The organism is Bradyrhizobium sp. (genome assembly GCF_036009065.1).
In the GTDB taxonomy this organism is placed as follows: Bacteria; Pseudomonadota; Alphaproteobacteria; order Rhizobiales; family Xanthobacteraceae; genus Bradyrhizobium.
In genome coordinates this window covers 1-23,611 of the sequence record NZ_DASYMN010000287.1, presented here as the reverse complement: position 1 = coordinate 23,611, position 23,611 = coordinate 1, and the positions used below count along the sequence as shown (strand labels likewise).

Sequence of the window (23,611 nt, the reverse complement as noted above, 5' to 3'; positions counted from 1 at the left end):
TCACACCGAGAACAGGTAAGTCTCGGTGGTCGATTGATGCCCGGTCGCCTCCGACACGTCATATGGAATGCTGGGCCATTCGCGCTCGAGGCGCAATCCGGCATCCCGGCATAATTGCATCAGCTCCTGCTTGCTGAAGACGACTTCGACCACCGGCGCGCCGTAGGCGTATTTTCGCAAGAACGTGGTCGGATGATCGTGGAACACCGGCACGGTATGAAAGACGCAGTAGCCCGCCGCAACCCGCGCGGTCTCGCGGATCGCGGCCTGATAGCCGATGATGTGCATCAGCGACACGCCGTTGAAGACGATGTCGAACGCGCCGTCGGCGTAGGGCAGTTTGGTCGCATCGGCAACCTCGAAGGCGGTTGACGGCGAGCGTGCGCGGGCGCGCGCGATCATGGCGTCCGAATAGTCGATACCGGTGTAGCGGACGCTGCCGGGAAGCAGCGTGGCAAACACGTCCGCATAGTAGCCGCCGCCGCAGCCGACTTCGAGCAGCCGCGGGTGTGCCAGCCCCGTTGCGGCAACGGCTTCCGCCGCGACCTTGAAATCGAGGCGCGGTTCGCCGCGCTTCATGGCGGCGATCAGGCCTTGATAGGCGCGCTCCTGCCGCGCCACGGTGCGCGCGGCCAGCCATCCGCCGGAGGAGGCGGTCAGGCCGCGCGCTTCTTCCAAGCCGCTCAGCACCCTATAGTCGGTCGAGCTCAGAACCTGACGCCGCAGGATCGGCGTAGCCTTGATGACGCGCTTGCCGATCTGCCTGACGAGACGGGGAAGCTTCATCCGCTTGCTCGCACGCCTTCGACGAAGCCGAGGATTTCGGTGGCGCGATGGCGATAGGTATGCTGCGCCATAGTCCTGGCCTGACCGGCGCGCGCGATTGCGGCGCGGCCATTGTCGTCGCCGATGGTTCGGCCGATAACGTCAAGGCAGTCCTCGATGGAACGCCACACCGCGACTTCCCGGTCCGGAGCGAACAGCGTATCCAGATTGTCCTTGAAGTCGGTCAGCAGAAAAGCGCCGACCCCGGTCGCCTCGAACAGCCGCATATTTCCGGCTTCCCTGCCGGCAAGGTCGATATGCGAGTTCAGCGTGATGCGCGAGCGCCGCAGCACCTGATACATGTCCGCTCCCCATACCTCGCCCTGAAAGCAACGGTGCAGCGGCGACGAGGCGGGAAGAGCCTGGGGACGGTTGCCCCACAGTTTGAGATCGTAACGCCCGGCGACCGCCTCCAGCAACGCGATCCGCTGCTGGTGGTCGACCGACACGGTGCCGACAAACGAGACCTCGATATCCGTCGCAGCAGCCTGGGGCAGGGCGTCGAGAATGGCCGGTTCGAATGCGAGATGGTTCAGTTTCGCCCGCACGCCCAGGGCCCGAAACGATCGCACCGTTGTCGGCAGCTGCGAAATCATCAGGTCGTAGACATCCCAGTCCTCGCCCCGGGAAGGTTGGATTCCAACCTGACCGATTATCGTCGGGCCGCCGATGCTCTTGATGCGCCGCATGAGGCTGGTGTCGACATGGAAGATATCCTGATTGATGATGAGGTCAGGGCGGAATTCCTCGAGCTGGGCGAGCAGGATCTTTTCGGCCTGGGCGTCGAGCCGCGGACTTAATCCGACCCTGCGCGCCAGCGGCCGCAGCAGTGGCTTGAACGGCTTGGCTGCGCGTTGCAGCCAGCGCGGAGGTTCCCGGCGCTCGGCGCCGCCCGGCGGCTGCGGAGCTTCGAATGCCATGCCGTGCTCGCGCGCCCACGCCGCCTGCAGCCATGGGTTGTTGACGTGGATCTCCGCCGCCTGATGTCCTAGGGCCGCAAAATTTCTCGAGTAAAAATCGGCGACGCCAAACAGGGTCGCGTTGCGCGCCGCCATTTGGGTCTCGTAAGCGGCGTCCTCGAGCCCGCTCTGGCGGCGATAGAACCAGGCCAGGAAGCGCGGATAGTCCGCGTTGAGCACGAGAATCCGCATGAACTAGTGGCTCGTTAGTTTCGATGCGTGAATCATCGTCATCGATCTTGCTTCCGGCTGATCGCCGTTGTCATCGCGACTCAATGGCCCGATTGGGCAGGTCATTTTCGCGCTTCACAACCCCGTTCAAGTTGCTATACCGCAAGAAGCCTCTGAATCAAGCCGGCAATCCGCGGATGCTCTATCGTTCCCTTGGCAATACCGGCCTGCGCGTTTCCGAAATTGGATTCGGCTGCGCGAGTTATTGGGGCAAGAAAGTTTTCGACGAAGCTGCCGCCATTCGCCTGGTTCACGCGGCCGTTGATCACGGCGTTACGTTGTTCGATACCGGCGCAAGCTATTCAGGCGGCAATGCCGAACCGCGATTAGGCAAGGCGCTTTCCGGCCTCAAAAACAAGCATGATCTGGTGATTTCGACCAAAGCCGGATCATACACCGATGAGCGAGGCAGGCGGCGCGAGGATTTCACCCCCGCTGGCGTGCGGCGGACCGTCGAGGCGAGTCTTGCGCGGCTTGGAATGGATGCGATCCCGTTACTGCACCTTCATGGCCCTGAAATTGCCGACCTGACCGAGGATTTGCTCGATACCCTTACCAGGCTCAAAAAGGAAGGAAAGGTTCTGCATCTGAGCGCCAACAGCTTCGATGTTAACGTCATCGAACATGTCATGACCCTTCCGCTGTTCGGTGTGGTGATGATCGACTACAATGTTCTTCGGCCGGAGCGGGAACCGATCATTGCGAAGCTGGCCGCGCGGCACTTAGGAATTCTGGCCGGCATGCCGCTTGCCGGAGGCCTGTATCGCAAGAATAGATTTCGTATTCGCGGCGTTCAGGATCTCTGGTACATCGCCCGGGCTTGGAAAAATCATCGTTCCGATATCGCGCGCGGTCGCAGTCTTCGTTTTCTCGAAGACGAACAGCGGCTCACGGGGGCAGAGATCGCGCTCGCGTGGGTGCTGCGCAAGCCTGAAGTAAGCTGCGCTGTCTTCGGCACAACCAGAATGTCTCATTTGCTCGGCAACCTGCGGGCTTCCGGCGCAACCCTCGGCGATGAGCTTTTGCAGAAAATAAGCCGGGCTCAATTGAGTTTTGCCTAGAGTTCGCTGCGGCTTTGATGCCGAGCGCAGCGTGGGTCCGGATCCGCCGGATCAAGCGGTGTCGGCAGCATCCGGCTCGAACATCGTGCGCGGCGTGATGTACCAGAGCAGGAACAGAACCGCGCCGCCGTGTGTGACCAGCGCCACCGAGAGCGGTACGTTGAGCAGGATCTGGGGGAAGACGGCCCCGGAGACCAGAATAAAGCCTGGAGGCAGGCCGGCGGACAGTCGATTGCCGAGAGCGATCACAAGCCCGCAGCCAAACAGCGCGATCGGCGCCAGCCATAATCCCATCGAGGCGATGCCTTCGGTCGCAAACATCGAGGCGTTGAAATTGCCGAGCTTGTAGGCTCGCTCCATCACGATCGACATTTGATCCTGATAGGGGCAGGCGACGAACCGTTTCAAAAACGATATCTGGCAAAAATGGGTGAGCTCATGCTTGGAGAAAAAATCGCTGTAGACGTCCATCGCCGCCGCCGGAACGGCGAGGATGCGGAAATTGACCGTATAGAAATAGCGCACTGCGTCCGTGATCGGGATTGTCGCGTCCGCGGTCTTGTGCACGACCAGCAATAGGCCGGCGAGCAACGGTAGCAGCAGGGAGAGAATCACGGCCGTTCTCGCTTCGACCAGCCGCGCAAGCAACGTCATCGCGACAAGCCAGGCGGGAGTAAAGAATGCGAGCTTGCTCAGGGTAATGGGATAATAAAGCAGCAGCAGGAGCAGGACGGCGGCGGCCAGCCAGTAGTTTCTGCGGGCAATAAAACAGGCGTAAGCGAACGGCAACAAGGCGGCGGACGCTATTCCGATCGAATAACTTATGAACGTCGGAAAATCGAGTTGTTCGCGGAAATTGTAGATATCTTCTATGCCGACCAGGCGGAAGTTGTAGAGGGCGGCAACGGCCATGGTTGCGGCGGCAAACAGCAGGATAGATATCAGGAGGCGGCCGAGCAGCTCCTTCGAGAGCACGTATCGCTGGCGTATTGGCGAGGAGGTAAAAAGCGCCGGCAGGAGGAATGCAATGGCCGATACCGCGGCCGAAAACCCGCCCAGCCGGTGATCATACTCGAGGGTCGAGAAGCAGTTTATCCAGAGATAGCCGAAGATCATCGAGTAAAGATAGAATCCGACAAGGTACCCGAAGCTGAAACGCGCAAACGTGAACAGAATTGAAAGCAGCGCAAAAGCGGCGACCACGACGACGACGATGTGCAGCCGAGACGGGTCATAGAAAATATGAAACAGCGTCGCGTTGAAATAATCCCCCTCCTTGAAACGCGCTATATAGGCTAGCGACGCGCAGCATAGCGCGAGATGACTGAAAATCAGGATGGTCAGCCGGACAGGTGTCTCGGAGTTCATGGCCAGCCACTTAGCCTTCGCAGTCATTGGCGGGCCTGCAGCGCGGCCAGCCGGTCATCCGGCCCGAATATCGTCCGCGGCGTAACGGACCACAGCAGGAACAAGATCGCTGCGCCGTGCGTGAGCAGGACGATGGAAAGCGGGACGTTCAGCAGAACGATGGCAAGCATGGCGCCGGAAATAAGGATGAACGGGGCCGGTAGGCCCTCCGACATGCGATTGCCGAAGGCCATGACCAGCCCGCACGCGAACGCCGAAACCGGCGCCCACCACGGCCCCACCGACGCAACGCCCTCGGTCGCAAACAATGAGGCATTCAGGTTGCCCAGATTGTAGGCCTTCTCCATGATTTCCCAAAGCGGCTCCTGATAAGGGCAGGACATGATCCGCTTTAAAACCGATATCTGGCAAAAATAGGTGAAGTCATGCCGGGAGAAATAGTCGTAATAGACATCCAGGGCGTCCGAAGGAATCGCGATCATTCGAAAGTTGACCATCCCGAAATAGGCGGCGGTCTGCCTTCTTAACACAACATGCAGGATCACCCCGGCGAGCATCGGCACAAGAAGCGACAGCACGACGGCCGTTCTGCCTGCGAAAAACCTTGAAAACAGCAACATGGCCAGCAGCCAGAACGGTGCAAGAAGCGGAATCTTGCTCAAGGTGATTGGATAGAACAGAAGCAGCAGAAACAGCACGGCGCCGGCCCGCCAGTAGGCTCGGCGCGCCACCAAACCGGCGAACGCGAACGGCAGTAATGCGTTCGAGACGATCGTCACCAAGTAGTTGAGAAGTTTCGGCGCCTCCAGAGCATTGCGGAAATTGTAGATTTCCCCCAGCCCGACCAGACGAAAGTTATAAATCGCGCCGGCCGCGATGACGGCGATTGCAAGCAGCAGAATGCCGGTCAGAAGCCGGTCAAATCCCCGCGGCGACAGAGTGAAGGGCCGGGGGATCGGCAGCGTGACGAACAGCGCGGCCAGCAGAAAGGCGACGGCGGATACCGCGGCCGAAAACCCGGCTAACCGGTGATCGTAGTTAAGGTCGGTGAAGCAATTCAGCCAGAGATAGCCGAGGATCATCGTGTAAAAGCAGAATCCGACGAAATAGCCGAAGCTGAAGCGCGCGATCACAAAAAGCACCCCGACGAGGGCGAAGGCTGCAATCGTCGCAATCGCAATGTGCAATCGCGCCGGATCAAAGAAGATGTGAAACGTCGCGGGGTCGGCGACCACCGGATCGGTGTTGTCCGCGAGAAAGATCAGCGATGCGCAGCAGACGACGATGTGAAGGCTGATCAGCAACATCAAGCCGTAACGCTCTCGAAATTGCCGTGGACCGTAAACCATCTGTTGTTTCGCCTGCATCAAGGCGGGATTTCGTTCCGCCCACCGGTTACCCCAATAGCCGGTGCGGTACAACTTGCAAGCCGGAAAAAGCCGCCAAGTACCTTGATTTGCGGTCGCTTTTGTTAATATAGCACTTGGTTCACATTGTGCCGGCTGCACCGTCCGCATTCGCGATGCCAGATCTCGCCAGCCGTCGATCACGGCCAACAAGGAAGGTTTCGATGATCAGATTTGGCCTGCTCGGATGTGGACGCATCGCAAAGCGTCACGCCGATCTGCTGGGCGGCGGGCATATCGGCGGGGCCAGCCTTGTCGCGGTCTGCGATTCCGTTCACGCGCGCGCCGGCGCCGTCGCCTCGAAGTTCGGCGTTGCCGCCGATTACGATATCGAGGCCTTTCTCGCGCGGCGGGATATTGACGCGGTCGCGGTGCTGACGCCGAGCGGAATGCATCCCGAGCACGTCATCGCCTGCGCCAGGGCCGGCAAGCACGTCGTGGTCGAAAAACCGATGGCGCTGCGGCTGCAGGACGCCGACGAGATGATGCGGGCCTGCGACGAAGCGGGGGTCAAGCTGTTCGTGGTCAAGCAGAACCGCTTCAACGTTCCGGTGGTCAAGGCGCGCGAGGCCTTGGAGGCCGGCCGGTTCGGCAAACTCATTCTCGGCACCGTGCGGGTGCGCTGGTGCCGGGACCAGAGCTACTACGATCAGGACGACTGGCGCGGTACCTGGGCCTATGACGGCGGCGTGCTGACCAATCAGGCCAGCCATCATGTCGACATGCTGGAGTGGTTTTTCGGCGACGTGGTCAGCGTTCATGCCCGGGCGATTACCGCGCTTGTCGACATCGAGACCGAGGACACCGCGGTCGCGACGCTGAAATTCCGCAACGGCGCGCTGGGAATCATCGAGGCGACCACCGCCGCCCGCCCCAGGGATCTCGAAGGTTCGCTCTCGATCCTGGGCGAGAAGGGCAGCGTGGAAATCGCGGGCTTTGCCGTCAACCAGATCAGGCACTGGGCTTTCGTCGACGAACTGCCCTCGGACAAGGACGTGATGGAAAAATTTTCCGTCAATCCGCCCAACGTCTATGGCTTCGGTCATCAGGCCTACTATCAGCACGTGGTCGATTGCCTTATCCATCAGCGCGCGGCGCTGGTGGATGGTCTCGAGGGCCGCAAGAGCCTCGAACTCATTTCCGCGCTTTATGAATCGATCGAGACCGGCCAGGAGGTCGCGCTGCGTTTTGCACCCCGGTTGAGCCGGCTCGGTGCCGCATCATGAACCAGCCGGAACTGCATCGGGCCGGCATACGCGACGTCGAATTCGGCGCGCGGGTGAAAATCGTCGAACCCTGCAACCTGTATGGCTGCAAGATCGGCGATGACTGCTTCGTCGGACCGTTTACGGAAATCCAGCGCGGTGTTGTGGTGGGCGCCCGCACCCGGGTGCAGTCCCATGCCTTCATCTGCGAACTTGTGAGCATTGGTGAAGACTGTTTTGTCAGCCACGGCGTGATGTTCGTCAATGATCCGTTCTCGACCGGCGGTCCGGCCCGCGGCCGCAGGGAGTTGTGGCGGGAGACGGTGATTGGCAATCGGGTTTCCATCGGGTCCAATGCTACCATCATGCCGGTGCGTATCGCCGACGATGTCGTCATCGGCGCAGGCTCGATGGTGACCAAGGACATCACCGCCGCCGGGACATATGCGGGCAACCCGGCGCGCCTGCTCGAATTAGGAGGCAGATGACCGATGCCGGTGCCCTACGCGGATCTGCAGCTTCAGTACCAGACGATCAAGAGCGAGATCGATGCGGCGATCGCCGGGGTGATCCGCGACAATGCATTCATTCGTGGATCCTATGTCGATGCGTTCGAGCGGGAATTTGCCGGCGCGGTCGACGTCGCGCATTGCGTATCCTGCGCCAATGGCACCGACGCGCTCTATCTTGCCATGGCCGCGCTGAAGGTTCAGCCCGGGGACGAAGTCATCACCACGGCGCATTCGTGGATCAGCACGTCCGCGATGATCACGCACGCAGGCGCCACCGTCGTGTTCGTGGATACCGACGACAGCACCTTCACCATCGATCCCGCGGCGATTGAAGCAGCCATCACGCCGCGCACCGTCGGCATCATTCCGGTGCATCTCTATGGCCAGCCGGCGGACATGGACGCCATCATGGCGATCGCGCGCAAGCACAGACTGTGGGTGATCGAGGATTGCGCCCAGGCGCATCTGGCGCGCTGCAAGGGCCGGCAGGTCGGCACCTTCGGCGCGGCTGCGACCTATTCGTTCTATCCGGGCAAGAACCTTGGCGCGATGGGCGACGCCGGCGCGGTCGTGACCAATGATGGCGGGCTGGCCGAGCATATGACCATGCTCGCGCGCCATGGCGGCCTGACCAAGCATCAGCACCATATCGAGGGCATCAACAGCCGCCTCGACGGCATGCAGGCGGCGATCCTGTCCGCCAAACTACCGCATCTGCCGCAATGGACCAGAGCGCGCCAGCAGGCCGCGAAGGTTTACGACGCCGGCCTCAACCAGATCGAGAACGTCGTGGTGCCATCCGTGGCGCCAGACCGCGAACACGTCTATCATCTCTATACGATTCAGCATCCGCGCCGCGATGCGTTGGCGGCGCATCTGAACGCCAACGGCGTTCAGACCGCGGTCAACTATCCGGTCGCCCTGCCGTTTCTTGCCGCTTACGGCCGGCTCAATCATCGCCCCGAGCAGTTCCCGAATGCGCATCGCCAGCAAAGCAGGATCCTGTCGCTGCCGATGTTCGCGGAGATCACGGCGGAGCAGCAGTGCACGGTGATCGATCTCATTCGCGCGTTCTAGACAGGATCGAAGATCCCGTCATTGCGAGCCAACGGGTCGCGCGAACGCGCGCCCGATGACAGGCTCCGCGAAGCAATCCAGTGTTGCAAAGAGCTGGATTGCTTCGTCGCAAGAACTCCTCGCAATGACGGAAGCGCCGGACGAACGATCAACCTACCGGCCGTTCGTCCGCAATCACCTTGCCGTCGTTCGGCAGTGAGCCGGGCGCGACCAGTTCGACGCCGCCGCCAAGCTTGGCGACCGCGCGCAGCGATGCCGTAACCTGTTCGCGCAATGCATCGGAAGGCGCCGCGCACTCCGCCTTCAGCGTCATCACATCGGTCTCGCCCTTGCGCGTGACTACCAGGCGCAGCCGGCCAAATTCGGGATGCCGTTTGCCGATTTCCGCGACCTGTTCGGGCCGCACGAACATGCCCTTGACCTTGGTGGTCTGGTCGGCGCGGCCCATCCAGCCTTTGATGCGCATATTGGTGCGTCCGCACGGACTTGGGCCCGACAGCGCGGCCGTGAGATCGCCGAGCGCGAGACGAATCCAGGGATGGTCGGGGTCGAGCGAGGTGACGACGATTTCGCCGACATCGCCTTCCGGCACGGGATCACCGGTGCCGGGTTTGACGATCTCGAAGATCAGGTCTTCATTGACGACCATGCCCTCGCGCGCCGATGTCTCGAACGCGATCAGGCCGAGATCGGCAGTGCCGAAGGCCTGACAGGCGTCGACGCCGCGCGATTTTACTTCATCCTGCAGCGATTTCGGAAACGCCGCCCCGGACACCAGCGCGCGCTTGATCGACGAGATGTCGCGCCCGCCACTGGCAGCCGCATCGAGCAGAATTTTCAAAAAGTCCGGCGTGCCGCTGTAGCCGATCGGCCGGTACGCCTCGATCAATTCGAATTGCGCTTCGGCATTACCGGGTCCTGCCGGGATCACGGCGCAGCCCAGCGCGCGGGCGGAGGAGTCGAAAATAAAACCGCCCGGCGTCAGATGATAGCTGAAGGTGTTCAGCACCACGTCGCCCGGACGAAAGCCCGCGGCGAACAACGCCCGCGCCCCGCGCCATGGGTCGCGGTGCGCCGTCTCGGGCTCGAAGATCGGGCCGGGCGATGTGAACAGGCGGGCGAACGATCCTGCGGGGTCGGTGACAAATCCGCCGAACGGCGGCGCGGCCTTGTGCAGCGCGGGCAGCTCGGATTTGCGCAGGACTGGCAGGTGCGCCAGCGCGGCGCGGCTGGTGATATCAGCCGGATCGATGCCTTTGAGGTGTTCGGCATAGGCCGGCGCCGCCATCGCCTTGCGCAATACGTCCGGCAGCCGCGAAAACAGGTCGGCCTCGCGTTCGGCAGGGGCACGTGTTTCGAGGGTGTCGTAGTGGTCGTTCATTGGCGGTCTCTGAATTTCGGCTCGTCATGCCCGGCCTTGTGCCGGGCATCCACGTCTTTCTGAGGCGCGGCAGACAGGCGCGGATGGCCGGGACCGGCCCGGCCATGACGAACGAGAGGCAGCATCCTTACAGCCACCGCTTCCTGCGCTTGAAGCTCTTCAGGTTCTTGAAACTCTTGCGCTGGTCGCCGGCGCCGCCGAGGTAAAACTCTTTGACGTCCTCGTTGTCGCGCAATTCGTCGGCGCTGCCGTCGAGCACCACCTTGCCTTGTTCCATGATGTAGCCGTGGCTCGCGACCGAGAGTGCCGCGCGCGCGTTCTGCTCGACCAGCAGGATGGTGACGCCGAGATCGCGGTTGATCGCCTTGATGATCCCAAATACTTCCTTGACCAGCAGCGGCGACAGTCCCATCGACGGCTCGTCCATCAGGATCATCTTCGGGCGCGCCATCAGCGCGCGGCCGATCGCGAGCATCTGCTGTTCGCCGCCCGACAGATAGCCGGCTAGCCCGGTGCGCTCCTTCAGGCGGGGGAAATAATTGTAGACCATGTCGATGTCGGCGCCGACCTCATTGTCGCTGCGGGTGAAGGCGCCGAGCTTCAGGTTTTCCAGCGATGTCATGTCGGCGATGATGCGGCGGCCCTCCATCACCTGAAAGATGCCGCGGCGCACGATCTTGTCGGGATCGATGCCGTCGATGCGCTCGCCGTTGAAGATGATCTCGCCGCGGGTGACTTCGCCGTCCTCGGTCTTGAGCAGCCCGGAGATCGCCTTCAGCGTGGTCGACTTGCCGGCGCCGTTGGCGCCGAGCAGGGCGACGATCGATCCCTGCGGCACCTCGAGGCTCAGGCCCCGCAGCACCAGGATGACGTTGTCGTAGACCACCTCGACATTGTTGACGGCAAGCAGCGGCGGCGCAGTGGTGGCGGCGGCTGGCGTATGAACAATGTCGGTTGCTTCAGTCATGTCTGGTTCCGAACCGTCGCCCCACTTACCGCCGTCATCACCCGCGAAAGCGGGTGACCCAGTATTCCAAAGCGCCAGCGATAAATCGCGATGCTGCGGCGTACTGGGTCCCCGCTTCGCGGGGATGACGGTCGCGCATGTATGCCCGCTTGCGAGCTACCAGCTCACCAGCCGAGCCAATCAGCCTTGCGCGGCAGGTCGATGGTCTTCACCTTTTCGAGTTTGATGCCGCCGTTCTTGACCAGATCGTTCAGCGGCGCATCGGTCGCGCCTGCGACCTTCATGCGATAAAGATCGACCTTCAAAGTGCCGCGATGGTCCTTGTCGGTCCAGGTCGAGGGGTTGCAGACCCCATCCATCCCGGCCGGAACCCAGTCGGCCTTCTGGTAGAAGCCTTTCTTGACGTTCTCGCCGGTCGCGCCGCCATTCTTGGCGGCCCATTCGACGGCTTCCTTCATGTAGAGCGCGGTGCAGACGCCCGCGATGTAGTGCACCGGCCGGTAAGCCGTTCCGGCCGCGTCGGACATCTTGGAGATATCCATCACGGTCTTCATCCCGGGGGCGTTGCCGCCCCAGGCCACTGCGGTGCGCAACGGGAACACCACGCCATCGGCGGCGGCGCCGGCGGCTTTGGCCGCATTCTCGTCCATACCCCAGACGTTGCCGAGGAACTGGACGTCGACGCCTGCCGCCTTGCAGGCGTTCAGCACCGAGATGTTGGAGCCTGCGGTGTTGCCGAGATAGGCATAGTTCGCGCCGGAACTTTTCAGGCTCAGGCACTGCGCGCTGTAGTCGCCGGGCGTCAAAGCGAACACGATCGGCGGCAGCAGCTCGAAGCCGAGTTCGGCTGCCATGGCTTCGCCCGCCGCCTTGGGCGCGTTCGGGTAGGGATGGTTGGCGCCCATGTGGACGAATTTCGGCTTGCCGGGCTTGCCCTTGGCCTTCCAGTCATCCGCGGCCCAGGTCAGCATGCCGCGAACGGCATCGGAATAGCTCGGGCCGTAAAAGAAATTGTAAGGGGCAGGTTTGGCCTTTCCGCCCGCGCCGGTAGGATCGGAGAGGGCTGCCGCGTAGGACCCCGAGATGTCCGGGATCTTGTCTTCCGCGAGGAAGCCGGTGAGCGCTTCGGTATCGGCCGTTCCCCAGCCGAGAATGGCCGCGACCTTGTCGCCGCCCGACCACTTCTTGTACTGCGCGATCGCGCGCGGCACCTGATAGCCGTAGTCGACGGTATCGACGTTGACCGGCTTGCCGCCGATGCCGCCGTTCTTGTTCACATAGGCGAATGCATCCGCAACGCCCTGTCCGAACGGCGTTCCGACATCCGACGTCGGGCCTGAATAGTCGGCAAGATGCCCCAGAGCGATCTGGGCCTGCGCCGTCCCCGCCGTGGTGCCGAGCAACAACGCCAGCGAAGCCGTACTCAATAAGGTTTTCATCGTCATAAGCCTAATCCTCCGGTTTCCTCTCGAGGTCTTCTTATTGTCGTCCCGTTCCGACCTCAATGCGAGAACGGGTAGAGTTTCCAGTAAGCCTTGATCTGTCGCCATCGGTGCGCGAGTCCATCCGGCTCAAAAACCAGAAAGACGATGATGATGACCCCGATGGCCACTTCGCGCAAGAACGCGATGTTGTTCTTCAGTCCCAAAAACTGGTCGATCGGCCCGTCGCGCAGCGCGACGCTGAGCCATTCCATCGATTCAGGCAGCAACACCATGAAGGCCGTGCCCATCAGCGTGCCCATGATCGAGCCGAGGCCGCCGATGATGATCATGGCAAGGAATATGATCGAGCGGTCGATGCCAAAACCTTCGTTGGAGACCACCTGATTGTAGTGCGCGTAGAGCGCGCCGCCGACGCCCGCAAAGAACGCGGCGAGGCCAAACGACAGCGTGCGATACTTGGTCAGGTTGATGCCCATGATCTCGGCGGACAAATAGTGATCGCGCACCGCGACCAGCGCGCGGCCGTCGCGCGAGCGCATCAGGTTGGTCACCAGCAGGTAGCAGACCACGACATAGGCCAGCACGACATAGAAATATTTTCTGTCGCCGCGCAGCGAATAGCCGAAGATCGAGAACGGCTCGGCGCTGGCAGGAACGCTGCCGCCGGTGAACCATTCGGCGCGCGCGAAGAAATCGAGCAGGATGTATTGCGCGGCCAGCGTGGCGATGGCGAGATAAAGCCCCTTCAGGCGCGCGGCGGGAAGGCCGAAAATCAGCCCGACGCCCGCGGTCACGACACCGGCGAGCGGAATACAGAAAAATACCGGTATTGCGAACCTGTTCGATAGATAGGCGGAGGTGAACGCGCCGAAGCCGAAGAATGCGGCATGGCCGATGGAGATCTGCCCGGTGAACCCTACGACGATATTGAGGCCGAGTGCGGCGATTCCGAAAATACCGATCTGGATCAGGATGCTAAGCCAGTACGACGTCAACACATAAGGCGCGAAACAAATCAGGACGATGCCGACCATCATCGCGTTGCGGCTGGTGACGGTCGGGAACACGGTGGTGTCGACCGCGTAGCTGGTGCGGAAATCGCCGGCGGGAATAAGGGTCTGGCCTGCCATGACTGACTACACCCGCTCGATGTCTTTGGTGCCGAACAGGCCGTACGGCTTGATCATCAGGATGATGATCAGCGCATAGAACGGTGCGATCTCGTAGAGATTGCCCCAGTGCAGATATTCGCTGTCGAGAAAGTGCGCGAAGTTTTCCAAAAGACCGATGATGATGCCGCCGAGCACGGCGCCGCCGACGCTGTCAAGACCGCCGAGAATCGCCGCCGGAAACACCTTTATCCCGTAGGCGGAAAGGCCCGCCGAGACGCCGTTGACGACGGCCACCACCACGCCGGCGACGGCGGAAACCGTCGCGGAGATCGCCCACGCCATGGCGAATACGCTCTTTACCGAGATGCCGAGCGATTGCGCCACCTGCTGGTTGAACGCCGTGGCGCGCATGGCGAGGCCATATTTGGAGAAGCGGAAGAACCACGCCATCCCCATCATCATCGCCAGCGAAACCGCAAGACTCATCAGATAGACGGTCTGAACCTGTAGCCCGAGGATATTCACGTTCTGGGTGGTGAAGACACGCGGAAACGGCTGAAGATTGACGCCGAATATCCATTTCATCAGCGCGGAAAATACCGTGGACAGGGCGATCGTCACCATGATCACCGAAATGATCGGCTCGCCGATCAGCGGACGCAGGATCACCACCTGGATGGCGATGCCGAACACGAACATGAAGACCAGGGTGATCGGCATGCCGAGATAGAACGGCACCTGATATTTGGTGAGCAGCCACCAGCAGACCCAGGCGCCGATCAGCAGCAATTCGCCTTGCGCGAAATTCACCACCTGGGTCGCCTTGTAGATCAGCACAAACGACATCGCGACCACGCCATAGAGCGTGCCGACCACGAGGCCGTTGACCAGAAGCTGGATCAGAAGCTGGGTGTTCATGCGGCGGAGCCCACAACGTGCATCGTCATTGCCGGGCTTGACCCGGCAATCCATCCCTTGAAAAGATTCTTGCGAAAAAGATGGATGCGCGGGTCAAGCCCGCGCATGACGATCGTGGAAATTGGGGACCTCATTCCGCCGCCTCCTGCGCGACCGCATCGCGGGCGAGGTCGACCACCGCCAGCGTGGTGCGGATGCGCTGGGTGGTGCCGTCCTGGAAGCGGATCACGGTGTCGATCGGAATGTTGCGCTCGCCGCCATAGATCGCGTCGATAATGGTGGCGTATTTCTCGTTGATGACGCTACGGCGCACTTTGCGGGTGCGGGTCAGTTCGCCGTCGTCGGCGTCGAGTTCCTTGTAGAGCAGCAGGAAGCGCGAGATGCGTTGCGCCGGCGGCAGCGTGGCGTTGACCGCCTCGACTTCCTTGCGCAGCAGCGCATACACTTCCGGCCGCGAGGCAAGATCCGTGTAGGTCGTGAACGAAATCCGGTTCTTCTCCGCCCACTTCGAGATAATGGAAAAGCGGATGCAGATCATCGCCGCCAGCGCCTCGCGGCCGGCGCCAAGCACCACGGTCTCGGCGATGTAGGGCGAGAATTTCAGCTTGTTCTCGATGTATTGCGGCGAGAACCGTTCGCCGCGCGCGGTCTCCGCCAGATCCTTGATGCGGTCGATCACCACGAGCTGCTTGTTGGCGTTGAAATAACCGGCGTCGCCGGACTGCATCCAGCCGTCCTTCATGTCGGCGGCCGACGCCTCCGGGCTCTTGTAATAGCCGAGGAACATGTTGGGGTGGCGAACCACGATCTCGCCGACGCCGTGGACGTCCGGATTGTCGATGCGGATTTCGATGTCATCGGCCATCGCCACCCCCGTGGTGTCGGGATCGACCTCGCCAACAGGATGCAGCGTATAGGCGCCGAGCAGCTCGGTCTGGCCGTACAGGGTGCGCAGCGGCACGCCCATGGCCTGGAAGAATTTGAAGGTGTCCGGTCCCAGCGCGGCCCCGCCGGTCGCCGCGGAACGCAGCCGCGTAAAGCCGAGCCGGTCGCGTAGCGCGCGGAACAGCAGCTTGTCTGCGATCATCGAATGCTTGCCTTGCGCCAGCGCCGATAATCCGGTCTTCATGCCGAGTTCATAGAGGCTTTGCTTCAGGGGCGACGAATCCATCACCCGCGCCCGCACGTCGGCGGCGATGCCTTCCCACACCCGCGGCGCGAACAGCACGAAGGTCGGCGCGATCTCGCGGAAATCGTTCATCATGGTGTCGGGCTGTTCGACGAAGTTGACCTTCATCCGGCACAGCAGGCCTTTGCCCAGCGCGTAGACCTGTTCCATGATCCAGGGCAGCGGCAGCACCGAGACGTATTCGTCCTCCGGTCCCTTCGGATCGAAGGTCAGGTAGGTCGCGCAGTGCCGCAGCACGCGGCCGGCGGCGAGCATTGCCAGCTTCGGATTCGCCGTGGTGCCGGAGGTGGTGCAGAGGATCGCAACGTCCTCGCCCTTGGTGGCATCCACCAGTTTGTTGTAGAGGCCGGGCTCGCGCGCGGCGCGGTCGCGGCCTAACGATGCGAGCTTGTCGGCCTCCATCAGCCGCGGGTCGTCGTATTTCCGCATGCCGCGCGGGTCGGAGTAGACGATGTGCTTCAGATTGGGCACACGATCGGCGAGCGCCAGCAGCTTGTCGACCTGCTCCTCGTCCTCGGCGAACACCAGTTTCGCTTCGCCATAGCTGAGCAAATAGGCGGCTTCCTCGTCGAGCACGTCGCGATACAGGCCAAGACTCATCGCGCCGATCGCGTGGGTGGCGATTTCGGCCGACACCCAGTCCGGCCGGTTGTCGCCGATGATGCCGATCACGTCGCCACGGCCAAGCCCGAGCTCGATCATGCCCAGGGCAAAATCATGCACGCGGGACTGGTAATCGTTCCAGGTGAAGACGCGCCACAGTCCAAAATCCTTTTCGCGCAGCGCGATCTCGCCGCCATGTTCCTTGGCGTTAAGGCGCAGCAGTTTTGGATAGGTGTCTGCCTGAGCGACGCGGCCGGCGTAATCCATCATGCCGCGGTCTCCGAAGGCACATCGTCGGGATCGACCAGCACTTCGTCTTCTTCGCCGAGATAGGCGCGCTTCACATGAGGATCGGCGAGCACGGAGGCGGGATCGCCCTCGGCGATCTTGCGGCCGAAATCCAGCACCATCACGCGATGGGAAATATCCATCACCACGCCCATGTCATGCTCGATCATGACGACGGTCATGCCGAATTCCTCGTTGAGGTCGACGACATAGCGCGCCATGTCCTCCTTTTCCTCGAAATTCATGCCGGCCATCGGCTCGTCGAGCAGGATCAGTTTCGGTTCCAGCGCCATCGCGCGGGCGAGCTCCACGCGCTTGCGCAGGCCGTAGGGCAGGGTGCCGGCGGTTGCCTTGCGCACCGACTGCAGGTCGAGGAAGTCGATGATCTCCTCGACCTTGCGGCGATGCTCTAATTCTTCCTTTCGCGCGCCGGTCAGCCAGTACAGCGACCCGGTGATGAAATTGTTCTTCAATAAATGGTGCCGCCCGACCATGATGTTGTCGAGCACGCTCATGTGGTGAAATAGCGCGAGGTTCTGGAAGGTGCGGCCGATGCCGAGCGAGGGGCGGGCGTTCGGATTGAGGCCGGTGATGTCGCGGCCGTGATAAAACAGTTGGCCTTCGGTCGGCTTGTAGCGGCCGGAGATGCAGTTCACGATCGAGGTCTTGCCGGCGCCGTTCGGACCGATGATGGAAAACAATTCGCCGTCGTTCACGCCGAAAGAAACCTCGGTCAGCGCACGCACGCCACCGAAGCGCAGTGACACCCCGCGCACTTCCAAAGCGTGTTCCACGCAATCCCTCCGTCAGCGCTTCCGCGCTTAAATTATCCCGGTCTTTTAGCTTACCCTATTCGACTAACGGCAGGTGGGCCAGTGGGCGTACGTCACCTCTCCCCGAAGGGGAGAGGTCGCCGCGCATCGTCAGATGCGTGGCGGGCGAGGGGACTCTCCGCGAGTCCGGTGCGCGTGGATAGACCCCTCACCCGGATTGCATCTGACGATGCAATCCGGCCTCTCCCCTGCGGGGAGAGGCAAGGTGCGCGCGCCGCTCGTCCGCCCTCACACCTCCAGCCATTCCTTGCGGATGGCGGCGTTGGCCTTGAGGTCGGCGGGGGTGCCTTCGAATACGATGCGGCCGTGGCCCATCACGTAGAGCCGGTGCGAGATACGCATCGCGATCGACAGTTTTTGCTCCACCAGCAGGATTGCCACCCCGCGCCGTGCAATCTCTGCGATCAGGTCGCCGACCTGCTGCACGATGATCGGCGCCAGCCCTTCGGTAGGCTCGTCGATCATCACCAGTTCGGGGTCGCCCATCAGGGTGCGGCAAATTGTCAGCATCTGTTTCTCGCCGCCGGACATTACGCCGGCCGCGGTATCGGCGCGCGCGGCGAGGTTGGGAAACATTTCCAGCATGTCCTCCAGCCGCCATTTACCGGGCTTCTTCGGGTCCTTGATGCCGAGCATCAGGTTTTGCCGCACCGTGAGGCCCGGGAAGATGTCGCGATGCTCCGGCACATAGCCGAGGCCGAGATGCGCGATGCGGTAGCTCGGCAGGCCGGCGATATTGCCGCCCTTGAACAGGATGGTCCCCTGCGGCGGCACCTCGCCCATGATGGCCTTGACCGTGGTGGAGCGGCCGACGCCGTTGCGCCCAAGCAGGCTCACGACCTCGCCGGCGTCGATATGCATGTCGACGCCCTGCAGGATGTGACTCTTGCCGTAATAGGCGTGCAGATCCTTGACCTCCAGCATCAGGCCGCCTCCTCGCCGAGATAGGCTTCCTTGACTTTTGGATTGCCGCGGATTTCCTCCGGCGTGCCGGACGCAATGATCTGGCCGTAGACCAGCACCGAAATGCGGTCGGCCAGCCCAAATACCACGCTCATGTCGTGTTCGACGATCAGCAGCGTGCGGCCTTCGGTGAGGCGGCGGATCAGCGCCACCGCGCGCTCTGTCTCCGCATGGCTCATGCCCGCGGTCGGCTCGTCCAGCAGGATGACGTCGGCGCCGCCGGCGATGGTGATGCCGATCTCCAGCGCGCGCTGTTCGGCATAGGTCAAAAGGCCCGCGGGCACGTCGCGCCGCGGGGTCAGATTGATGTCCTGCAGAATCCGCGCGGTGCGGTCACGCACTTCGGGCAGATTGTCGATGTTCTTCCAGAACGCATAGCGATGGCCGGCCGCCCACAGCACTGCGCAGCGCAGGTTTTCCCATACGCTCATATTGGCGAAGACGTTGGTGACCTGAAAGCTGCGCGACAGCCCGCGGCGGTTGATCTGGTAGGGCGGCAGGTTCGAGATCACCTCATCGCGCAGCAGGATGCTGCCGACGGTCGGCATCATGTAGCCGCTGATCAGGTTGAACAGCGTGGACTTGCCGGCGCCGTTCGGTCCGATCAGCGCGTGGCGCTCGCCCTGCGCCACCGTCAGATTGACGTTGCGGATCACCGACGTAATGCCAAAACTCTTTTCGACGCCGCGCAGTTCGATCGCGGTGCTCATGCGGTCACACCCTTTTCGCGCGCTACCGTCGTCGCGTCATCCCAGGCGTGCCCGACCATCGTCCAGGTCTTGCGCGCCACCAGAAAGCCGCCGATCAGCAGGATCGCCGCTATCGCCCAGATGTATGGACTCGCCGCGTCGAACGGGACGCCAAACGCCTTGATGTGCGAGTCGTCGCCGGGGTTGACGGTGAAGTGAACGATGGTTTCGATCGCGAGCATGAGGCCCGCGATCATCGCCAGGGTTGGAACGAAGGCGATCAGATAGCTCGGCAGCACTTTTGTCAGCGTGCCGGCCTTTAACAGCGGACGATGCATCATCAACAGGCCGGTAATGCCGCCGGGCGCGAACACCACCACGGCGATGAAGATCAGCCCGAAATACAGTTGCCACACCGGCGTTACGTCGCTGAGGCTGAGCGACAGCAGCGTGACGAAGACCGCGCCGACGATCGGGCCGATGAAGAAACCGACGCCGCCGATATAGGTGGCGAACAGCACCGTTCCCGACTGCACCGCGCCGAGATAGGCCGAATTGGCGATCTCGAAGTTGATCGCGGCCAGTGCGCCCGCAATGCCGGCAAAGAACCCGGAGAAGCAGAAGGCGAGATAGCGTACGACATGCGGATCGTAGCCGACGAACTGCACGCGCTCGGGATTGTCGCGCACCGCGTTGCACATCCGCCCGAGCGGCGTGCGGGTCAGCGCGTACATGGCGATCACGGCGATCAGCGTCCATGCCGCGACCAGGTAATAGATCTGGATCTGCGGCCCAAAGCTCCAGTCGAATACGCGCAGCAGCTTGGTGCGATTGGCGGAGATGCCGGCCTCGCCGCCGAAGAACGTCCGCAGGATCAGCGCCGAGGACGCGATCAGCTCGGCGACGCCGAGCGAGATCATCGCAAACGCAGTGCCGCTGCGCTGAGTCGAGACCCAGCCCAGCAGCATCGCGAAGGCGAGCCCGGTCAATCCGCCGATCAGCGGCACCAAAGGCAGCGGAATCGGCCACTTGTTGGCGCCGATGATGTTGATGGCGTGGATCACCAGGAAGCCGCCGAGGCCGTAATAGACCGCATGGCCGAACGACAGCATGCCGGTCTGGCCGAGCAGGATATTGTAGGACAGCGAGAAGATGATGGAGATGCCGATCAGGCTGAACGTGGTCAGCGATCCACCGGAGGAGAAAATCTTCGGCAGCAGCAGCAGCGCGATCGCGGCTGCGACCCACAATCCATAGAATTTGAGTTTTTCGGCGGTGGCCCGAACTGGAGGGGCAACGCTGGAGGTGAGTTCGCTCATGTGTCGCGCGTCCCGAGCAGGCCCATGGGGCGGAAGATCAGGATCAGCACCAGCAGCAAGTAAGGCATGATCGGTGCGATTTGCGCGACGGTGACGCCCCAGATGTCGGAAAGCCACGTCGCCGCATAGGCGGGGCTGAGCGGACCGAACGCGCCGGCGAGCGAGCCGTTCATCGAGACCGCAAAGGTCTGGACCAGGCCGATCAGCAGCGAGGCGACGAAGGCGCCGGGCAGCGAGCCCAGCCCGCCGACCACGACCACCACGAACAAAATAGGCCCAAGCAGTCCGGCCATGTTGGCCTGCGTCACCAGCGCGGGCCCGGCGATCACGCCGGCGACCGCGGCAAGCGCGGTGCCGACGCCGAACACCAGCATGAAAATGCGCCCGACATTATGGCCGAGGTGACCGACCATGTGCGGATGCGTCAGCGCCGCCTGCACGATCAGGCCGATCCGGGTCTTTTTCAGCGTAATCAGCAATGCCGCGAAAATCGCGATCGACACCAGCAGCATGAACATCTTGTAGGCGGGATAGTTGGTGGAAAAGATCGTGAAGGCCGGAAAGTCCAGCAGCGGCGGCACGCGGAAATCCACCGGGCTCTTGCCCCAGATGATCTGCACCACTTCCTCGATTGCAAATGCGAGGCCGAAGGTGAACAGCAATTCGGCGACATGGCCGTTCTTGTGCACGCGGCGCAGGCCGAAGCGTTCGACGCCGGCGCCGATCGCGCCGGCCAATAGCGGTGCGATCAACAGCGCCGGCCAAAACCCGAACCAGCGGGCGATCTGAAATCCGAAGAAGGCGCCGAGCATATAAAAACTCGCATGCGCGAAGTTCAGCACGCCGAGCATGCTGAAGATGACGGTAAGGCCGCTCGCCATCAAGAACAGCAGCATGCCGTACAGCACACCGTTGAGCGTGGAGATAACGATCAGTTCAAGCATCGTGGTCCCGGGCCTATTGCACGATTTTAGAGTTCGTCATGGCCGGGCTTGTTCCGGCCATCCACGTCTTTCGTAACTCAAGCGCGGGAAGACGTGGATGCCCGGGACAAGCCCGGACATGACGCTTGTCGTTTGTCGTTATCTTCTAGTTCGGCCGGTCCATCTTGCAGGTGGTCGGCAGCACGGTCTGGTCGGCCTCGATCTTGTCCACCGTTTTCCAGCCCCAGCCGGTCTTCTCCTCGTCGAACGGCTCTTTCTCGGTGCGGTCGCCAAACGACGCGATGTACATCGGCTGGAAGAACTGGTGATCGTCCTTGCGCATGGTGCCTTTGCCGCCGTCATAGACGTCGAACACCATACCTTCGAGGGCGGCGGCGACCTTCACCGGCTCAAGCGACTTGGCCTTGTCCGCTGCAGCCGCAAACATCCGCATCTCATTCACGGCGCGCGGATAGACCAGGCTGAAGTCGTATTTCGCCCGCAGCGCCTTTTCAAAAGCGTCGGCCGGCGCATAGCCGAGATTCGGAAAACCCTCGCCGATGGCAAAGACCTGATGATTGAGGTTGGCCTGCTTGATCGCCGTCGGACCGCCGGTACCGCCCGCATAATAGGTGTACCAGTTCACCTTGAGCCCGGCGTCAGCCGCGGCTTTCAGCAGCAGCGAAAAATCCTGGCCCCAGTTGCCGGTCACCACGCTGTCGGCGCCCGACGCCTTGATCTTGGCGATGTACGGCGCGAAGTCGGTGATCTTCAGCAGCGGATGCAGTTCGTCGCCGACGATCTTGATGTCCGGCCGCTTGGCGGCGAGCATCGCCTTGGCGGTGGTGCGGACCGATTCACCGAACGAATAATCCTGATTGATCAAATAGAGGTTCTTGATCGCCGGCACGGTCTTCATGTAGTTGGTGAGCGCTTCCATCTTGATGTCGGAATTCGCATCCCAGCGGAAATGCCAGAAGCTGCATTTCGCGTTGGTGAGAACCGGGTCGACCGCGGCATAGTTGAAGTACAGCACTTCCTTGCCGGGATTGCGCTCGTTGTACTTGGTGACGAAGTCAGACAGCGCGCCGGCGACCGAGGAGCCGTTGCCTTGCGTGATGTAGCGCACGCCGGCGTCGATGGCCTTCTGCGCCTGGATCAGGCTTTCCTGCGGATTGGTCTTGTTGTCGAGCCCGACGATCTCGACCTTCTTGCCCTGAATGCCGCCCTTGGCGTTGAGCTCATCGGCGATGAACTGAAAGGTTTTCAAGCCGACTTCGCCAATACTGGCGCCGCCGCCCGACAGCGGATCGATGTAACCGATCTTGACCGTCTCCTGCGCCATCGCCGCGCCGCTGAACATCGGCAGCGTCAAGGCCGCAGCCATCATGAGTTTACGCATGTCATTCCTCCCTGGATTGGCATTTCTTGGAGGGCCGGACGCCGGGTGACTGAAAATCTCGGCCGATCGTCCGCCTCGCGTGGCTTGATTGTGGTCCAAGGCTCCATATCCCGCAAGTCGGGGGGTGCCTAGCCTCAATTTGCTTGTATTAAGGATGCCATGATAAGGGTTTGGGCGGTCCGGCTTGCGTCCATGGGGACCGAGTGTCCGCGGGCTGGTTCAGAGCATTGTTGGCGGTTTGTCGGCGTCCGGCTGCTTTCAGGCCGTTCCGGGCGCGTTGTTGGAGCGAATATGGTTGCCGAAGACTCGAAACGGCGCGTGGCGCTGATCACCGGCGTCACGGGACAGGACGGCGCCTATCTCGCGGAGTATCTGCTCGGCATGGGCTACACGGTGCACGGCATCAAGCGCCGGTCGTCCTCGTTCAATACCGCGCGCGTCGATCACCTCTACGAGGACCCGCACGCGGGCAATGTGCCGTTCCTGCTGCATTACGGCGACATGACGGATTCGACCAACCTGATCCGATTGATGCAGCAGATCCGTCCGACCGAAATCTACAACCTCGCCGCGCAAAGCCATGTCGCGGTCAGCTTCGAGACTCCTGAATATACCGCCAATGCCGATGCGCTCGGCGTGCTCAGGTTGCTGGAGGCGATCCGGATTCTCGGTATGGAGAAGGAGACGCGGTTCTATCAGGCGTCGACGTCGGAGCTTTACGGTCTGGTGCAGGAAACCCCGCAGAAGGAAACCACGCCCTTCTATCCGCGTTCGCCCTATGGCGTAGCCAAGCTTTATGGCTATTGGATCACCGTCAATTACCGCGAAGCCTACGGCATGTATGCCTCCAACGGCATCCTGTTCAATCACGAGAGTCCGATCCGCGGCGAAACCTTCGTGACGCGAAAGGTCACGCGCAGCGTCGCGCGGATCGA

At 61.9% G+C, this 23,611-nt stretch carries 21 protein-coding genes; 5 read left to right on the top strand and 16 right to left on the bottom strand.

The window, feature by feature from the left end; genetic code table 11:
- Together VGP39_RS17760 and VGP39_RS17755 are read right to left on the bottom strand one after the other, a co-directional pair.
- Positions 1–786 (bottom strand): class I SAM-dependent methyltransferase, encoded by a 786-nt coding sequence (locus tag VGP39_RS17760; protein WP_327569409.1) that lies wholly within the window; start codon positions 784–786, stop codon positions 1–3.
- Positions 783–1,976, bottom strand: coding sequence for a CgeB family protein (locus VGP39_RS17755; protein ID WP_327569408.1), 1,194 nt, complete (start codon positions 1,974–1,976; stop codon positions 783–785). Before VGP39_RS17755 ends, VGP39_RS17760 begins: the two co-directional genes overlap by 4 nt.
- A gap of 176 nt (positions 1,977–2,152) precedes the next feature.
- Between VGP39_RS17755 and VGP39_RS17750 the strand changes: the two genes are divergently transcribed.
- On the top strand, positions 2,153–3,076 hold the full coding sequence (locus tag VGP39_RS17750; RefSeq protein WP_327569407.1) for an aldo/keto reductase: 924 nt from the start codon (positions 2,153–2,155) through the stop codon (positions 3,074–3,076).
- 51 nt (positions 3,077–3,127) lie between these two features.
- Here the strand turns inward: VGP39_RS17750 and VGP39_RS17745 are convergent, their stop codons facing one another.
- Entirely contained in the window at positions 3,128–4,192 is a 1,065-nt protein-coding gene (locus VGP39_RS17745) for a hypothetical protein (protein WP_327569406.1), read from the bottom strand.
- A gap of 275 nt (positions 4,193–4,467) precedes the next feature.
- Positions 4,468–5,994, bottom strand: coding sequence for a hypothetical protein (locus VGP39_RS17740; protein ID WP_327569421.1), 1,527 nt, complete (start codon positions 5,992–5,994; stop codon positions 4,468–4,470).
- A 20-nt stretch (positions 5,995–6,014) separates the two neighbouring features.
- Here VGP39_RS17740 and VGP39_RS17735 point away from each other — a divergent pair, with 20 nt between their 5' ends.
- The 3 genes from VGP39_RS17735 to VGP39_RS17725 are packed head-to-tail and all read left to right on the top strand — an operon-like array spanning position 6,015 to position 8,644.
- Positions 6,015–7,076 (top strand): Gfo/Idh/MocA family oxidoreductase, encoded by a 1,062-nt coding sequence (locus VGP39_RS17735; RefSeq protein ID WP_327569405.1) that lies wholly within the window; start codon positions 6,015–6,017, stop codon positions 7,074–7,076.
- On the top strand, positions 7,073–7,543 hold the full coding sequence (locus tag VGP39_RS17730; RefSeq protein ID WP_327569404.1) for an acyltransferase: 471 nt from the start codon (positions 7,073–7,075) through the stop codon (positions 7,541–7,543). Before VGP39_RS17735 ends, VGP39_RS17730 begins: the two co-directional genes overlap by 4 nt.
- Before the next feature lie 3 nt (positions 7,544–7,546).
- Entirely contained in the window at positions 7,547–8,644 is a 1,098-nt protein-coding gene (locus tag VGP39_RS17725) for a DegT/DnrJ/EryC1/StrS family aminotransferase (protein ID WP_327569403.1), read from the top strand.
- Positions 8,645–8,792: 148 nt separating this feature from the next.
- On the opposite strand, the gene VGP39_RS17720 is transcribed toward VGP39_RS17725, so the two are convergent.
- From VGP39_RS17720 to VGP39_RS17665, 12 genes are all read right to left on the bottom strand, one after another.
- Positions 8,793–10,025 (bottom strand): phenylacetate--CoA ligase family protein, encoded by a 1,233-nt coding sequence (locus tag VGP39_RS17720; RefSeq protein ID WP_327569402.1) that lies wholly within the window; start codon positions 10,023–10,025, stop codon positions 8,793–8,795.
- Positions 10,026–10,152: 127 nt separating this feature from the next.
- Positions 10,153–10,992: an ABC transporter ATP-binding protein gene (locus VGP39_RS17715; protein ID WP_327569401.1), complete on the bottom strand. Its 840-nt coding sequence runs from the start codon at positions 10,990–10,992 to the stop codon at positions 10,153–10,155.
- Between the two features lie 164 nt (positions 10,993–11,156).
- Positions 11,157–12,437 (bottom strand): ABC transporter substrate-binding protein, encoded by a 1,281-nt coding sequence (locus tag VGP39_RS17710; protein WP_327569400.1) that lies wholly within the window; start codon positions 12,435–12,437, stop codon positions 11,157–11,159.
- A gap of 56 nt (positions 12,438–12,493) precedes the next feature.
- Entirely contained in the window at positions 12,494–13,567 is a 1,074-nt protein-coding gene (locus tag VGP39_RS17705) for a branched-chain amino acid ABC transporter permease (RefSeq protein WP_327569399.1), read from the bottom strand.
- A 6-nt stretch (positions 13,568–13,573) separates the two neighbouring features.
- Positions 13,574–14,467: a branched-chain amino acid ABC transporter permease gene (locus tag VGP39_RS17700; RefSeq protein ID WP_327569398.1), complete on the bottom strand. Its 894-nt coding sequence runs from the start codon at positions 14,465–14,467 to the stop codon at positions 13,574–13,576.
- 130 nt (positions 14,468–14,597) lie between these two features.
- A complete protein-coding gene (locus VGP39_RS17695; protein WP_327569397.1) occupies positions 14,598–16,529 on the bottom strand; it encodes a long-chain fatty acid--CoA ligase in 1,932 nt (643 codons plus the stop codon).
- Positions 16,526–17,341 carry an ABC transporter ATP-binding protein gene (locus tag VGP39_RS17690; protein ID WP_327569396.1) on the bottom strand — a complete coding sequence of 272 codons (816 nt, stop codon included), beginning with the start codon at positions 17,339–17,341 and terminating at the stop codon, positions 16,526–16,528. The genes VGP39_RS17695 and VGP39_RS17690 overlap by 4 nt, the downstream gene beginning before the upstream one ends.
- A gap of 267 nt (positions 17,342–17,608) precedes the next feature.
- On the bottom strand, positions 17,609–18,304 hold the full coding sequence (locus VGP39_RS17685) for an ABC transporter ATP-binding protein (RefSeq protein ID WP_327569395.1): 696 nt from the start codon (positions 18,302–18,304) through the stop codon (positions 17,609–17,611).
- Positions 18,304–19,053, bottom strand: coding sequence for an ABC transporter ATP-binding protein (locus VGP39_RS17680; RefSeq protein WP_327569394.1), 750 nt, complete (start codon positions 19,051–19,053; stop codon positions 18,304–18,306). The genes VGP39_RS17685 and VGP39_RS17680 overlap by 1 nt, the downstream gene beginning before the upstream one ends.
- Positions 19,050–20,351 carry a branched-chain amino acid ABC transporter permease gene (locus VGP39_RS17675; RefSeq protein ID WP_327569393.1) on the bottom strand — a complete coding sequence of 434 codons (1,302 nt, stop codon included), beginning with the start codon at positions 20,349–20,351 and terminating at the stop codon, positions 19,050–19,052. The genes VGP39_RS17680 and VGP39_RS17675 overlap by 4 nt, the downstream gene beginning before the upstream one ends.
- Positions 20,348–21,295 carry a branched-chain amino acid ABC transporter permease gene (locus VGP39_RS17670; protein WP_327569392.1) on the bottom strand — a complete coding sequence of 316 codons (948 nt, stop codon included), beginning with the start codon at positions 21,293–21,295 and terminating at the stop codon, positions 20,348–20,350. The genes VGP39_RS17675 and VGP39_RS17670 overlap by 4 nt, the downstream gene beginning before the upstream one ends.
- Before the next feature lie 145 nt (positions 21,296–21,440).
- The gene (locus tag VGP39_RS17665; protein ID WP_327569391.1) at positions 21,441–22,676 is read right to left on the bottom strand and encodes a branched-chain amino acid ABC transporter substrate-binding protein; all 1,236 of its coding nucleotides are present in this window, start codon (positions 22,674–22,676) and stop codon (positions 21,441–21,443) included.
- A 291-nt stretch (positions 22,677–22,967) separates the two neighbouring features.
- On the opposite strand from VGP39_RS17665, the gene VGP39_RS17660 reads away from it, so the two are divergent.
- On the top strand, positions 22,968–23,611 hold a 644-nt coding region (locus VGP39_RS17660), incomplete at its 3' end, for a GDP-mannose 4,6-dehydratase (RefSeq protein ID WP_327569390.1).

Excerpts from the sequence above, each read along its gene's own strand:
- VGP39_RS17760 (WP_327569409.1), bottom strand. The coding sequence starts at position 786 with ATGAAGCTTCCCCGTCTCGTCAGGCAGATCGGCAAGCGCGTCATCAAG.
- VGP39_RS17755 (WP_327569408.1), bottom strand. The coding sequence starts at position 1,976 with ATGCGGATTCTCGTGCTCAACGCGGACTATCCGCGCTTCCTGGCCTGG.
- VGP39_RS17750 (WP_327569407.1), top strand. The coding sequence starts at position 2,153 with ATGCTCTATCGTTCCCTTGGCAATACCGGCCTGCGCGTTTCCGAAATT.
- VGP39_RS17745 (WP_327569406.1), bottom strand. The coding sequence starts at position 4,192 with ATGATCTTCGGCTATCTCTGGATAAACTGCTTCTCGACCCTCGAGTAT.
- VGP39_RS17735 (WP_327569405.1), top strand. The coding sequence starts at position 6,015 with ATGATCAGATTTGGCCTGCTCGGATGTGGACGCATCGCAAAGCGTCAC.
- VGP39_RS17730 (WP_327569404.1), top strand. The coding sequence starts at position 7,073 with ATGAACCAGCCGGAACTGCATCGGGCCGGCATACGCGACGTCGAATTC.
- VGP39_RS17725 (WP_327569403.1), top strand. The coding sequence starts at position 7,547 with ATGCCGGTGCCCTACGCGGATCTGCAGCTTCAGTACCAGACGATCAAG.
- VGP39_RS17720 (WP_327569402.1), bottom strand. The coding sequence starts at position 10,025 with ATGAACGACCACTACGACACCCTCGAAACACGTGCCCCTGCCGAACGC.
- VGP39_RS17715 (WP_327569401.1), bottom strand. The coding sequence starts at position 10,992 with ATGACTGAAGCAACCGACATTGTTCATACGCCAGCCGCCGCCACCACT.
- VGP39_RS17710 (WP_327569400.1), bottom strand. The coding sequence starts at position 12,437 with ATGACGATGAAAACCTTATTGAGTACGGCTTCGCTGGCGTTGTTGCTC.
- VGP39_RS17705 (WP_327569399.1), bottom strand. The coding sequence starts at position 13,567 with ATGGCAGGCCAGACCCTTATTCCCGCCGGCGATTTCCGCACCAGCTAC.
- VGP39_RS17700 (WP_327569398.1), bottom strand. The coding sequence starts at position 14,467 with ATGAACACCCAGCTTCTGATCCAGCTTCTGGTCAACGGCCTCGTGGTC.
- VGP39_RS17695 (WP_327569397.1), bottom strand. The coding sequence starts at position 16,529 with ATGATGGATTACGCCGGCCGCGTCGCTCAGGCAGACACCTATCCAAAA.
- VGP39_RS17685 (WP_327569395.1), bottom strand. The coding sequence starts at position 18,304 with ATGCTGGAGGTCAAGGATCTGCACGCCTATTACGGCAAGAGTCACATC.
- VGP39_RS17680 (WP_327569394.1), bottom strand. The coding sequence starts at position 19,053 with ATGAGCACCGCGATCGAACTGCGCGGCGTCGAAAAGAGTTTTGGCATT.
- VGP39_RS17675 (WP_327569393.1), bottom strand. The coding sequence starts at position 20,351 with ATGAGCGAACTCACCTCCAGCGTTGCCCCTCCAGTTCGGGCCACCGCC.
- VGP39_RS17670 (WP_327569392.1), bottom strand. The coding sequence starts at position 21,295 with ATGCTTGAACTGATCGTTATCTCCACGCTCAACGGTGTGCTGTACGGC.
- VGP39_RS17665 (WP_327569391.1), bottom strand. The coding sequence starts at position 22,676 with ATGCGTAAACTCATGATGGCTGCGGCCTTGACGCTGCCGATGTTCAGC.